Source organism: Lysinibacillus sp. NPDC056959 (assembly GCF_042674095.1).
Lineage (GTDB): Bacteria > Bacillota > Bacilli > Bacillales_A > Planococcaceae > Lysinibacillus > Lysinibacillus zambalensis.
The window spans coordinates 1-12834 of record NZ_JBHURE010000048.1 but is presented as its reverse complement, the minus strand read 5'-3'; the positions used below and the strand labels follow the sequence as shown (position 1 = coordinate 12834).

Genomic DNA, 12834 nt, shown 5'->3' with positions numbered 1-12834 from the left:
TTGATGGTAAAGGTCATGCAGTAGAAATCACACCTACAACAGTTACAGTAACAACAACAGCCACTGTTTTCTCGTCATTTAGTTTAAAATGCTAATTTACATGAGTCTCCCTAAAAAGGTTAGTTTCTCGTACTTCTTGCGGGGTCTCATTCTCTAGCTCATGCGAGCTTACAGGTGTAAAGATAACAGTTAATAGTTTCTGAAATAATAACTTCAACTTATATTTACTTCTACAGCGAGTAATCATTGCTAAATAAATGAATCCTCATTTATTTACATAGGATTTATCTGAAGTGAAAAAGATGAACACCGTATTTGTTTTTCGGTATCAAATTACAAATACTAATTAACTCCTGTTTGTTTAGTTGAACTTCAAACTAAACAAACAGGAATTGCTATATTATAATCGAAAATCATAAAAAAATCAATCAATAGGGGTCTAAAAAATGGAAAACTTACTAGAAATAGCGAAAAATCCTGAGCCGTTTGAGCCAGGAACAAAAGAAATCTGGCTTGATCCAGATAGAGCTGATTTTGTTTTGAAATCTCATTTAGATGAGAATTTACCTGGGGGTAGTAGGGAGAGTAGTTTTATTGATGAAACTGTTGATTTTATTAATAAAGTTGCACCAGTAGAGAAGTATAGAAAAGTTATTGATTTAGGCTGTGGGCCAGGGCTCTATTCTCAAAAATTAGCAACGAAAGGATACTCCGTTGTTGGTGTAGATTTTAACAAAAACTCAATTGATTATGCCACTAGGGAAGCGAAACTAAAGAATTTATCAATAGATTATAAGGTTGAAGATATTACAGACTTTGAGATTGATAATGAGTTTGATTTAGCTCTAATGATTTATCAGCTTTATAGTGTCTTTAGCCCAGAGGATAGAAAAAAAATACTTAACAATATCCACCGTGGTTTAAAACCAGGAGGATTAGTTCTGTTAGATGTGTTATCAGAAACTAGTTTTGAGAAATTCGAACAAAATCTAATGTGGGGTCTATCTAGAAAAGATAACCCGCTATCAGATAAGAAACATTTAGGCTTGTACGCGTCAATGAAATACCCTAATAAAGTTACTTTGCAAAAGAGTGTTCTAGTTTTTGGTGATGGCGAGTTAGTGAATTACCATTACTGGAATCAATATTTCGGCATTGAAGATTTAGAAAAAGAAGTTAATGAAGCAGGATTTACCCTAGAAAAGGTGTACGCAGATGTTAATGGTGGGGATTACGAAAGCAAATGTGAATTTTTTGCTGTAGTTTTAAAGAAGAAATAAAGAAATAGTTAGGGTTACAAAAAAACATGATCAAGAAGACAATTTTGTCGCAGCTAAAACTACAAAGTAGGCTTCAACTAGTACACTTACACCTTAAACGAGTACCCTTAAGAATTAGATTAATTAGGATTCAGAAGGGCTGTTAGCCATAAGGGAATTCAACCTGTATGGCTAACACTGAATCCTAAAATAAAAAGGTTGTTATGACTAAATCAGTAATTTATGAACGTGTAAAATTGTTACATATGTAATATAGAAGTTTAATAAGCGACATAAAAAAACTGTAAAGAAAAGGATAATCTAACCATGAAAACACTATCTGTAAAGCAATTCATAGATATTTTAAATAAATACAGACCACCTTGGTGGCTACTTAGCATAGCATTCACACTATCAATAATTCAAACTGGTCTATCACTTGTAGTTCCATTGATTGCTATGAATCTTGTTGATTTATTAGTTGTTAATGAATTTAATATATTTATTGTATTAGGCTTGATTCTTGTTTTTATTTTGCAAGTTTCACTTTCTGGTATTTCTCTTTATATGATGATTTATATTGGGGAGAAAATAATTGTACGCCTAAGAGAAGATTTATGGAAAAGAGTAGTAAAGTTTCCGGTGAAATTTTATGATGCCAATAATTCAGGAGAAATTATGAGTAGAATTACAAATGATACTAATGTAATGAAAAGCTTTTTGGTAGATCAGTTGATTCCATTCATTACCGGCCTAATTTCTATTGTAGGTTCTCTGATTATTCTGTTTCTTATTGATTGGTCAATCGCTCTTATTTTTCTTCTTGTTTTTCCTTTAGCATTTTTGGTTCTAAGTCCAATTGGTAAAAAGATGTATGGTGTTTCAAGAAATTTACAAAGTGAAACTGCATCGTTCCAAGGAGATCTTGGTAGGGTGTTAAGTGATATTCGTTTAGTAAAGCTTTCAGTAGCTGAAGATGAAGAAGCAGTTAAAGGAGGTAAACGCGCAAGAAGACTGTATAGTTATGGCTTAGAATCTGGAAAGATAAGTGCAATGGTATCACCTCTTATTACAACAACAGTCCTTATGGTATTGGTCTGCATATTTGGTTATGGAGGCTACCAAGTTGCGACGGGTTCTTTGTCGACAGGAGCACTAGTAGCTATAGTGTTTTACCTATTCCAAATTATGACTCCAGCAACATCAATGGCTCAATTTTTCACTCAATTCCAAAGAGCGATGGGAGCAGCAGAACGTGTTAATTCATTATTAGAAGAGGAACTTGAAGAAAGTATTATATCAAACAAAGACAATGCCCAAAAAGAAAGTGAAGTTGGAATTACATTCTCTAATGTTAGATTTTCATATAATGAAGAAAGAGAAATATTAACTAATATAAACTTTACAGCTAAAGAAGGTCAAAAAACGGCGATTGTAGGTGAAAGTGGAACAGGAAAAACTACTTTATTTTCTTTGCTTGAGAGATTTTACACTCCAGAGGGCGGGGATATTTTCCATGATGGAAAGTCCATATATTCCTATCATTTAAATAAATGGAGAGAAAAAATTGCGTATGTTAGCCAAGATACACCCATTATGGAAGGGAGTATTAGGAGCAATTTAGTATATGGTACAAAGAGTGAGATAAGTGATTTCTATATTTTAAATGCACTAGAAAGGGCCAATTTAAATTCTTTTATTTCCTCACTACCTCAAGGCTTAGATACGGAAGTTGGTGAAAGAGGGATCCGTTTATCAGGTGGACAAAAACAAAGAATAGCAATAGCTAGAGCTATTATAAGAGATCCAGAAATTTTACTATTAGATGAAGCTACCGCTCATTTGGATGGACAATCTGAGGCACTCGTTCAAGAAGCCTTAAATAATTTAATGAAAGATAGAACTACTATAATTATTGCACACCGTCTTTCAACTGTTATGGATGCAGATTGTATTGTCGTCATACAGGACGGTAAAGTATCAGACAATGGTTCACATTATGAGCTATACAAAACAAATCAATTATACAAAAAATTAGTCGATCAGCAAAAAATTTCTAACGACTTTAATGTGGCTTTGACATAAAATTTGATTGAAAAAGTAAAGAGTGCGTAATAGCTCACTGTTCGAGTGACACTGTCGAGACAAGGAGTGATGAATAAATGAGAGGTTTATTATTGACAAACTATTACCTAGTTTATCGAAGTTTGTTTATGTACACAGGGATAGCACTTTTGGGCATCGGATTACTTTTTTATTTTGGAGATACATCCATGTACCGTTATGCTGCTGTGATAATTGCCTTTGTGGCGATGCCTGCACTTGAAGTTATAAAACATGAGGGTAAATCTGGTTATGATAAGTATGTACCTACTTTACCAGTTACTAGAACTAATATTGTACAAAGTCACTATTTCTAATTTTACTTTTATAGCCCTTTTTGTCGGAGCGTTTGTTTTTCCACTCATGTATGTTTTGGGGGCAGAAAAATCTGATTCTATAATAATCGGGAGTTCAGCTGGGGGAATTATAGCTTCTGTTGGAATACAAAGTTTCATTATCTATCTAATAGAGCCACAGTCAAATTTAAATATAGATGTATCTTCATCTTTATCCGTCCAAATTATATTTATAACATCCCTTTTTCATTGCTACATTTATATATCATAAGAAAGAATTTTAGTTTGCAATTTTTATGCTGTTTTTTAACATTATGCAGCCATCCCTTTTACTCGTTGTGAGAGGTATGGCTTCATAATGTTAAGGAGATTATTATTTCATCGGACAAAAGCCACAAGCCATTAAACCAGGGATGTCTTTAGAAAAACAACATGATTTTCGTACTGGGACGTTCACTAAATTAGTGGGGCTTTGACCTCCCGTATATTGGGCCCACCAAGATTTGTTGGAGAAACGAGCCCATGTTTTAGGGTCCTCTAAAGTTTCAATATCCTCCATCGCTTGATCAGCAAGACCGGGATTAGAAAGCAATATATGATAGTGCCAAAGTAAATATCCAAAGAAGTTTTCCCAAATAGTGAGAGGGGAAATAGATGTTACTTTACGAAGCTGCTGAACGATAACGTGCCCATCATATAGAATCTTCTCAATAACGGCTTGACGTTCTTCCTCCTCGACATAGCGCCAATCGTTTGGGTTAACAAACATGGCAACTGTAAAACTGTCGAATTCTTTTGCTGCATCAAAACGAAGCTCGATCGGTTTACCGTTCCACACCTCATCATAGGCGGCGAGCATGTAAAGTTGCATAGCAAAAAACATACCATAGCGGCGTGCAAAGTGAGAAATAGCGGCTGTCTCCGTTGCTGCATCTGTAATACCCATCATCAGGTTTAAAAAATCAGGATGGTAAAAGTCCTTATGTATATCAGCTAATGTAAATAATGTCCGCTTTGGTTCTGTCGTATAAATGCTATAGGAATTCAATTGTCGAACTTGATCCATCGTTAATGCTGGCATGGTCATCACCTTTTCTTTCAATCATCATTACGTTTATTATAAATTAATCATTTTTGCTTCACAAATGGATTGCAATATAGTAAAATGCATTAAACATATCTGAAAGGTGGGTTTTTGAATGTCACAGCCTCATGCAATTCCAAGGCCGCTCGTTCGACTCAATCAATGGACGATTTTTGTAAGCGTCATTCTAACGTGGATATCAGGCGTCTTTTGGATTTTAGCAATTCCATTAATAGCAAATTTACTTGGTGTTTTATGCAATTTTAATCCTATTATTCGAGTAGGGAAGCTGTTTCTAAAAAAAGCGCTATCTACATATATACCAGAGGATGCGCAGCAGCAAAAATTTAACTTCTTTCAGCCGAAGCCAACTACCTCTATAGGTGGCGAGATGAATGTGGGTTTAAGTTACTTTTCAGCGGGTATCCAAACATCCGCTGAAAGAAGCTAAAGCCTCCGGCGGATGTCACGGAAATCGGAAAGGAGTTCTTTGTGCAAGCACAAAGCCGATTCCGGACGCAATTATGCCGAGGCATAATTGATTTCCAGCATTGCGAGCTTATGTTTAGCAGGTGGAATTTTAGGTTACTGGCTTAATGGCAGGTAGTTGGCTATATCTTTACGGGAATGGTTGCTGTAGCTTCATCGATAGCAATTGCAGGCTTTTGTATAGGTTGTTTTCTACATTTTCAGCTAAAGCAATGGCAATATCGTCGTTCACTGAAGAAGGCATTGTGACATAAATTTCTTTCGGAAGAAAGAAATTAAAAAAAACTTTAATAAATTTTCAGATTACTGTTGACTTTATAATTGATAATGATTATCATTATCGTATAAAGATTATTCCTCGTCTACAATACAGTGTAGAGAGGATGAACTTTAGCTACTTTTCTCCAGAAGTTTGCTAGTTCATGATAAAGCGCTCCTAAAACCCCCCTCATTTTTTGGGAACGTAAAATCTCTCGACGACTCATTCCATTGTGACTGAGTCGTCTTTTTTTGATCGAAACCGATATTATTCCGATAAAAGCTGAAATTGTTCCGATAAAATGAGATTATGTTCCGATAAATCTTCAAAGTATTCCTTTAAAAATGAACTCACCCCTAATGTACATTTAACTTCTAATAATTATACCAAAAATTACAATTTAATATATAATATACCTTAATAAAAAGGGGTGATTATTTTATGCTTTATATTAGAAACTTCGAAGGAGATAAAAACGAGTTTGAGTTCTTTTTAGATATGTTATATGAGTCTATTCATATTGCTGAGAATAAACCATCAAAAGAAGCTTTGCTCAACGCATCTGGCATAAGAAAATATCATGAAGGTTGGGGGAGAAAGGGAGATAAAGTGTTGATTGCTGTTGACGCAGAAAATAAATCCGTTGGTGCAGTCTGGTATAGGTTGTTTAATGACAATAATAAAAGCTATGGTTATATTGATGGCAATACGCCAGAAATAGGAATGGCTGTTTCGAAAGAAGTAAGAGGAAGAGGGGTGGGAACTTTACTGATGCATAAAATAATTCAACAAGCAAAGGATGAAGGATACAATACCATTTCACTTAGTGTAGACCTCGAAAATGACACGGCCATTAATATGTATCAAAAACTAGGCTTTAAAGATTATGAAATAGTAGGAACATCTAAAACAATGATATATAAGTGTCTTTAGAATAAAAAAAGTACACTACATTTAGTAATGTACTTTTTAAAATTTCCAATCTTTCAGTAGAACTACTACTAGGAACAGCACTCTTTTTTCCTAGTAACATCGTATAGTAGCTATGTAATAGCATGCCAACAATGATGACACCTAGACCCGTGAGAGCAATTGGATTTGGGAATGCGATGCCGAGCAACAATACTTCACCAATAATGACAAAGAGTATTTCAGTTGATTGTGTTGCTTCGACTGCTGCGAGCTTGCCTTGATGATTGCGAACGCGGTCAGTCGCAATGAAAAATAAAGTAGTGGCGATGACACCAGAGCTTATACCTACAAGTAATGATTGTATGACTTGGCTGCTTGAAGGGAGCCCTACCGTTGCCATTGCATAAATGGCTAAAATGATCCATGCGGGCATGGAGGCGATAGTCATCCCAAGAACTCGTTGATATGTATCGATACGTCCGCCGCAGATTTCCATCATTTTGCGATTGCCGAGAGGGTACGCAAAAGCAGCGATAACAACAGGTAAAATGCCAAGCATTAAGCTTTTAAATGGAACAGATTGTGCCTGTGGTACTTGGATAAGTAAAATGCCGACTAAAATGACACATGAAATTAGTAATGAAATAAGTGGTATTTTTTGACGTACTGTTTTCCCGGCCACTACTGAAACAAATAGGGGAGCGAGTAATACGCCAGCGACAATTGTAAATTGCCACGTTCCGGAAACGAGCCATCCTGGACCGAATGCTGCTGCAAATGTCAGTGGGGCATAGAACAATACGAACCCAATAAAGCTCCAAAGAAGCCAACCAGCAGGCTGTGCTTTCATTTCACCTGATAGTTGAGAAAAGCCTTTTCTATAGAAGACGATTGCCAGTAAAAACGGTAGCATAAAGAAATAGCGTAGGGATGCGCTCCATAGCCAGCTACCGCCCTGCATTTCCATTGCATGATTCAATATAAACGTAACGGCAAAAAAAAGTGAGGCTAAAATGCCTAATGCAATTTCTTTCATTACAGTCACCTCAAAGTCCTTTATGTAATTTGAAAATTCAGTCACCTGTTTATAAAAATTATGAAGAAGGGGTAAACCCTTCTTCGTTACTATTTTCCTTGTTGTTCAAAGAGCTGTACGATTTCAATAATAACTTGTGTTGCTTTTTCCATTGTTTCCGCAGATACATATTCGAATTTACCGTGCATATTTTCGCCGCCTGCAAAAATGTTTGGTGTTGGTAAGCCCATGTAAGAAAGCTGTGAACCATCAGTACCGCCACGGATTGGTAATGTAATCGGAGTAATATCTAACTTTTCCATTGCTGTGCGTGCAACGTCAACGATTTCTTTTACAGGTTCAATTTTTTCACCCATATTAAAATATTGATCTTCTATTGTAATGCTTAAAGCGTCTTCGCCATATTGCGCTTTAATTTTTGCTGCAGCCTCAAGCATTAATTGTTTTTTCGCCTCGAATTTTTGACGGTCATGATCACGGACGATATAAGAAAGCTCAGTATGTTCAATCGCACCGTTAAAGCCCATTAAGTGAATAAAGCCCTCATAGCCGTCCGTTTTTTCTGGCACGGCATCGGTAGGCATTTCATTTTGGAAGGCGATCGCCATTGTGATAGCATTGACCATTTTATTTTTAGCAGAACCAGGGTGTACACTCGTACCTTTTGTCACAACCTTTACACCTGCTGCGTTAAAGCTTTCGTATTGTAGCTCGCCAAGTGGTCCGCCATCCATCGTATAAGCATAGTCTGCTCCAAAGGCAGCTACATCAAATTTATGAGGCCCGCGACCAATTTCTTCGTCAGGCGTAAACGCTACACGTAATTTACCGTGTTTAATAGAAGGATTTTTTACTAGGTACTCCATGGCAGTCATAATTTCTGCGATACCAGCTTTATCGTCAGCGCCTAATAATGTCGTACCATCCGTTGTAATTAACGTTTGACCTACATAATTTTTAAGCTCAGGGAAATCTGCTGGCGACATCGCTAGATTTTCATTTAGCTGGATCGTATCACCATCATAATTGTTAATGCGCTGTGGATTAACGTTTGTACCAGTGAAATCTGTTGTAGTGTCCACGTGTGCTAGAAAACCAATAGTAGGCACATTTTTATCTGTATTTGCTTCGAGTGTCGCAAATAAATAACCATTTTCATCTAATGTAATATCAGTTAAGCCTATTGCAGCTAGTTCATCTTTTAGTACATGCAATAAGTCAAATTGCTTTTGAGTTGAAGGAGTTGTTTCGCTTGTGAAATCAGATTGTGTATCAATTTTTGCATAACGAATTAAACGCTCGATTACTTGTTCTTTCATAAGTATGGCCTCCTAGTGTGTATGTTTAACTTCTTTCAGCGGGTGTCCAAACATCCGCTAGCCTCTGGTAAATGTCACGGAATTATACCGAGGCATAATTGATATTATTGTAACACTTTACTTCGGATTTCGGAATATTGAAGAATGCTTAACGCAATTAGTATTTGGGCACCGTAATAGGTCAACATAATTACCTCGTGTGAAAATGGTAAGGGCATAACAAACTTGTTAATAGCTAAATAGGAATCTGATGAGATAAATAGCAGAGCCCCAATCGTTGCAAATTTAGAACCTGTTCGAATCGCAGTCCAACCCATCGTTAATATGACCGAAATATAGGCAATGACCGCGATACCAAGCACGACTTCTCCTGATGAAAACACCGTACCTGCAATCCACACAGCCATACTTACCCCATAAACGAGTAAGACAATCTTCACCCAAGTAGGTACTTGTCGTTCATTAGTAGATAAGAAGGCGAAAATATAAAAAATATGCCCGATTAAGAAGCTTGATAGCCCAATTAGAAACCACTGTAGCGTATAATCACCGATCATACAAAATACAAGTCCGATAACAATCAGTAATTGATACTTTTTAACACCTGAATTTTTGGGTAAAGCCGCTAAAATAATGATTAACAGCATTGGTATGACTTTAAAGATAAGTATCAAGCTTTCTGTAATATGGGAAAAGAAAAAAATATAATAAAGACCAAACAAAATAATACATGTTAATAAAATTTTTTTAGACAAATTTCTCATCTCCTTTTCTTTGAAATTCTTTATCTATGTCAGAATTTCCTTTATTCTTTTGTAAAGGAAATCTACAAAGGGGTTTCTATACTCATCGTATGAATGAAACTTTTTTAGTATGTAGCCGTAAATAAGTGGACAGTAGATAAGAGAGGGTGAACGAAATGACCAAGCTATTAATAGCTTCGGCAGTGATTGGATTAATCGCGAGTGTTTTATTAACACCGCTTATAACGAAAAAGCGAGAAGATGGATCTAAAAAGGTAATTGGATACTTCTTTATAGGTGTATTTGTACTAGGATTTTTAGCTACTAGCATAACAGTTTATGTGACAAAAATGGATGTAAACTGGCTTGCTTTTTGGCCTGCTATTATTTTATTAACATTAGGCGGGGCGCTTCTTGCAAGTGGTATCGAAAGAAAAATAAAGGGTGTTTTATTTTTAGCTAGTTTAGTTGTTGCGGTGTTTGTATTATCCGCACCTTTATGGAACGCGAATGAAAAATTTGAATCAGCTGAAATGAAGGAAAAGGTTGAAATAAAACCATTCGATGAAACACAAACCCCAGCTAGTGTGCCTCCTAAATTTGCACGTAATAAGATGAAAAAAGCGTTCGGGCAAGTACCGAATACTAGTTATTACGAGTTAGGGCGCTTACAAATTCAAAAAGTGAATGGCGAGTATGTTTATATAGCACCAGTTGAGTTCTCTGGTTTCTTTAAATGGTTCAATGGAGGAACGACTCCTGGTTACTTTATAATGAGTGCAACGGATTCAGCGGATAATCCTAAATTTGTTGAGCAGGAAATGAAGTATGTACCGTCTGCTTATTTAAACTCAAATTTAGAGCGTCATATACGTTTACAACATCCATTCCTTATTTTTAGCGGAGATGTTCAACTTGAAATAGATGATGAAGGTAAGCCATATTATATCCGTTCATATGGTGAATTTATTTCAGCACGTAATGGCTTCGACGTAAAAGGGATCGTGCTTGTAGATGCGCTATCAGGAAAGTCAGAAGTGATCAAGCTGGAGGATGTCCCAGAATTTATTGATGGAGCGGTTTCTCCAGAGACAGTAAGTTTACAAAATAGTTATTTCGGTAACTATGTACACGGATTTTGGAATAGTAAGTTTGGTAAGAAAGATGTGAAACTTCCTTCAGATGAGGGAACAGAGGCAAATGTTAGCCCAATTTTTGATGAGAAGGGCGATATGTATTATTTTACAGACTTTACGAGCCCTAAAGAAGGTGTCGATTCAATGCTTGGCTATTCGTTAACAAATGCCCGAACAGGTCAAGCAACTTATTACACTGGAAATTTAGATGCTTCTTATATGGATTCACAAGGTAACTTGCAAATTATTGAGAAGAAATTTATAGAGAAGAAATGGTCTGGAGAAATGCCAGTGTTGTATAACTTTTACGGTGAGGCTAGCTGGCTAACTGCGGTGCTTGATTCAAATGGTTTCTTACAAAATTATTTCATCGTATCTGCGGCAAATCCTGAAATTTCCGTTTATGCGTCAACTCCTAAAGAGGCTTTGAAATTATATAAAACAGCCTTAAGTCGCGGAGGAAGTACAGTAGAAGGAAGTTCACAGGCAGAAGAGAAAAATGTAAGTGGAAAGGTGCTTCGCGTATACAAGGAACGTCTTGGTGACTATACAGTTGTATCATTATTACTTAATAATGGAGAAAATTATTTGGTAAGCTCGGAAACAGAACCACTTGCGATTTATTTACAAGAAGGTGATGATGTCATTCTCACTTATGGTGATACAGGAGAGCAGTTCTTACCAGTTCGATCAATGATTATAAAAGGTTTAATAGACGAAAATAAATAAAGAAAATCAATTTCGCCTTGGCGTAATTGTTGCTGTCGCTTCGCTTTCGCACAGATAAACAATGCGTCCGGATTTTGAATTGTGCTTAGGCCTGCACGAGGGCCGACACGATGTTGGTCATTTCGGTAATGCCACAGGACGTGGCGTTTTTACCGATGCAGGTCAGTTAGCCGTTTTCGCAGGACGCGAAGGTTTTAGGCTAACAACTTTATATTCATTCCTTTCAAAATTCGTGACATCCGCGGGAGGCTTTGGACCAACATGATGTTGGTCACTCAGTCGTTGCCACAGGACGTGGCGCTCTTAGATTGAGTTCCTCTATTTCAGTAGGTGTCTTTGCACCATTTGAAAGGAACCATATCCATATCTATCTCATCACCTTTAAAAGTGGGATTCTTCTACTGAATGAAGAAAAAAGACGATCTAGTAGTAATGCGCTACGAAGATCGTCTTTTTTATGTTGGTTGAGATTCCATATAATGAAGCATCTTTTCCTGGTGATTTGTATAAAGTGCTCTGGCATGATCGTTTAACGCAAATATTTCATGAATATACCCTTGGAGTAATTTATGTTCATATTCAAAAGTATGTGAATTTTCGCTTTCTACTATATACGTTAATAAAAGTGTATGTAACACAACGACTTCTAAATTTTGTGTATTTGTAATGAATTTTAAGTTGAGGATGGTCGTATGAGAAACGAATTGATTGACGTAATCAATAGCATGCTTATAAACTGCTAAGTCGATATGTGGTTCAAGTCGTTTTCTTAATAATGTACAATTATTATTTAAGTCTTGGATTTTTAAAAACAAACCTCTAACACTTCGCTTATGTTGTTGTTCTAATGTACGAGCAAGATCTTTGTTCATATAGGACATTTTTACATAACTCCTTTCCGCATAGTGGTCATCTATTAGTATTAATGGAATTATATCAAAAGGAAAGAGTCTTTTTGTTTAATTTATATTTACATTTAACTTCTCTTTCAAAAAGTCGCTCACTTCTAAACGTGAAAAAAGCAATGTAATTCCTCATTTAATCACCTTTCAATAAGTATGATTTAGTTGAAACGCTTAAGAATTAAACTGAAATTAAATCAATTATTATATAGGAAGCTTTTTAATGAAATGAAAAAGTATAAAATTTTATCAGAAAAAGTGTTGACCTTTTTGAATTATGGGTGTAGTATTATAAAAGTCGTTAAGATAACTACTGAAAACAACATCTACATTAAATAAATTAGTTGTTGACATCGAGTTTGCGGCATGATATTATATAAAAGTTGCTGCTGAGAAAACAGTAACATAATGAACCTTGAAAACTGAACAAGCAAAACGTAATCAATAAAGTTTTTAGTAGCTAACCTTGAGCTAGTGAACGAAACAAAATTTTGGACATCAAACATGATGCCAGCAAAACAATTTGAGCTAATCAAATTTCTTTTATGGAGAGTTTGATCCTGGCTC

The 12834-nt window shown here is 35.9% G+C and carries 11 protein-coding genes and 2 pseudogenes; 8 read left to right on the top strand and 5 right to left on the bottom strand.

Annotated features, from left to right (window positions below):
- Positions 1-446 precede the first annotated feature (446 nt).
- From ACFTQ7_RS24485 to ACFTQ7_RS24475, 3 genes and pseudogenes are all read left to right on the top strand, one after another.
- Positions 447-1280: a class I SAM-dependent methyltransferase gene (locus ACFTQ7_RS24485; RefSeq protein ID WP_386831881.1), complete on the top strand. Its 834-nt coding sequence runs from the start codon at positions 447-449 to the stop codon at positions 1278-1280.
- A gap of 306 nt (positions 1281-1586) precedes the next feature.
- A complete protein-coding gene (locus ACFTQ7_RS24480) occupies positions 1587-3344 on the top strand; it encodes an ABC transporter ATP-binding protein (RefSeq protein ID WP_386831879.1) in 1758 nt (585 codons plus the stop codon).
- 77 nt (positions 3345-3421) lie between these two features.
- Positions 3422-3942 (top strand): annotated as a pseudogene (locus ACFTQ7_RS24475) (ABC-2 transporter permease).
- Between the two features lie 89 nt (positions 3943-4031).
- Here the strand turns inward: ACFTQ7_RS24475 and ACFTQ7_RS24470 are convergent.
- The gene (locus ACFTQ7_RS24470; protein WP_349661838.1) at positions 4032-4739 is read right to left on the bottom strand and encodes a Fe-S oxidoreductase; all 708 of its coding nucleotides are present in this window, start codon (positions 4737-4739) and stop codon (positions 4032-4034) included.
- Positions 4740-4857: 118 nt separating this feature from the next.
- On the opposite strand from ACFTQ7_RS24470, the pseudogene ACFTQ7_RS24465 reads away from it, so the two are divergent.
- The 3 genes and pseudogenes from ACFTQ7_RS24465 to ACFTQ7_RS24455 form a co-directional block, all read left to right on the top strand.
- A pseudogene (locus tag ACFTQ7_RS24465) lies at positions 4858-5094 on the top strand (DUF4395 family protein); the annotation flags it as partial.
- 275 nt (positions 5095-5369) lie between these two features.
- Positions 5370-5480: a hypothetical protein gene (locus ACFTQ7_RS24460; RefSeq protein WP_386831877.1), complete on the top strand. Its 111-nt coding sequence runs from the start codon at positions 5370-5372 to the stop codon at positions 5478-5480.
- Between the two features lie 451 nt (positions 5481-5931).
- Positions 5932-6423 carry a GNAT family N-acetyltransferase gene (locus tag ACFTQ7_RS24455; protein WP_386831875.1) on the top strand — a complete coding sequence of 164 codons (492 nt, stop codon included), beginning with the start codon at positions 5932-5934 and terminating at the stop codon, positions 6421-6423.
- Here the strand turns inward: ACFTQ7_RS24455 and ACFTQ7_RS24450 are convergent.
- The 3 genes from ACFTQ7_RS24450 to ACFTQ7_RS24440 all read right to left on the bottom strand — a co-directional run bounded on the left by ACFTQ7_RS24450 (position 6395) and on the right by ACFTQ7_RS24440 (position 9521).
- Positions 6395-7438 carry a DMT family transporter gene (locus ACFTQ7_RS24450; protein ID WP_386831873.1) on the bottom strand — a complete coding sequence of 348 codons (1044 nt, stop codon included), beginning with the start codon at positions 7436-7438 and terminating at the stop codon, positions 6395-6397. The genes ACFTQ7_RS24455 and ACFTQ7_RS24450 overlap by 29 nt on opposite strands.
- An 89-nt stretch (positions 7439-7527) precedes the next feature.
- Positions 7528-8757, bottom strand: coding sequence for a peptidase T (pepT, locus tag ACFTQ7_RS24445; protein WP_386831871.1), 1230 nt, complete (start codon positions 8755-8757; stop codon positions 7528-7530).
- A 104-nt stretch (positions 8758-8861) separates the two neighbouring features.
- Positions 8862-9521, bottom strand: coding sequence for a lysoplasmalogenase (locus tag ACFTQ7_RS24440; RefSeq protein WP_386831869.1), 660 nt, complete (start codon positions 9519-9521; stop codon positions 8862-8864).
- Between the two features lie 155 nt (positions 9522-9676).
- Here ACFTQ7_RS24440 and ACFTQ7_RS24435 point away from each other — a divergent pair, with 155 nt between their 5' ends.
- Positions 9677-11365, top strand: coding sequence for a hypothetical protein (locus ACFTQ7_RS24435; protein WP_349661797.1), 1689 nt, complete (start codon positions 9677-9679; stop codon positions 11363-11365).
- A 79-nt stretch (positions 11366-11444) separates the two neighbouring features.
- Positions 11445-11630 (top strand): hypothetical protein, encoded by a 186-nt coding sequence (locus ACFTQ7_RS24430; protein WP_386831867.1) that lies wholly within the window; start codon positions 11445-11447, stop codon positions 11628-11630.
- A 190-nt stretch (positions 11631-11820) separates the two neighbouring features.
- On the opposite strand, the gene ACFTQ7_RS24425 is transcribed toward ACFTQ7_RS24430, so the two are convergent.
- On the bottom strand, positions 11821-12246 hold the full coding sequence (locus tag ACFTQ7_RS24425) for a hypothetical protein (protein ID WP_386831865.1): 426 nt from the start codon (positions 12244-12246) through the stop codon (positions 11821-11823).
- Between the last annotated feature and the right edge of the window lie 588 nt (positions 12247-12834).

What these genes read in the sequence shown, in the direction of transcription:
- ACFTQ7_RS24485 (WP_386831881.1), top strand. Translation starts at nt 447, where the DNA reads ATGGAAAACTTACTAGAAATAGCGAAAAATCCTGAGCCGTTTGAGCCA.
- ACFTQ7_RS24470 (WP_349661838.1), bottom strand. Translation starts at nt 4,739, where the DNA reads ATGCCAGCATTAACGATGGATCAAGTTCGACAATTGAATTCCTATAGC.
- ACFTQ7_RS24455 (WP_386831875.1), top strand. Translation starts at nt 5,932, where the DNA reads ATGCTTTATATTAGAAACTTCGAAGGAGATAAAAACGAGTTTGAGTTC.
- ACFTQ7_RS24460 (WP_386831877.1), top strand. Translation starts at nt 5,370, where the DNA reads ATGGTTGCTGTAGCTTCATCGATAGCAATTGCAGGCTTTTGTATAGGT.
- ACFTQ7_RS24440 (WP_386831869.1), bottom strand. Translation starts at nt 9,521, where the DNA reads ATGAGAAATTTGTCTAAAAAAATTTTATTAACATGTATTATTTTGTTT.
- ACFTQ7_RS24450 (WP_386831873.1), bottom strand. Translation starts at nt 7,438, where the DNA reads ATGAAAGAAATTGCATTAGGCATTTTAGCCTCACTTTTTTTTGCCGTT.
- ACFTQ7_RS24425 (WP_386831865.1), bottom strand. Translation starts at nt 12,246, where the DNA reads ATGTCCTATATGAACAAAGATCTTGCTCGTACATTAGAACAACAACAT.
- pepT (WP_386831871.1), bottom strand. Translation starts at nt 8,757, where the DNA reads ATGAAAGAACAAGTAATCGAGCGTTTAATTCGTTATGCAAAAATTGAT.
- ACFTQ7_RS24480 (WP_386831879.1), top strand. Translation starts at nt 1,587, where the DNA reads ATGAAAACACTATCTGTAAAGCAATTCATAGATATTTTAAATAAATAC.
- ACFTQ7_RS24435 (WP_349661797.1), top strand. Translation starts at nt 9,677, where the DNA reads ATGACCAAGCTATTAATAGCTTCGGCAGTGATTGGATTAATCGCGAGT.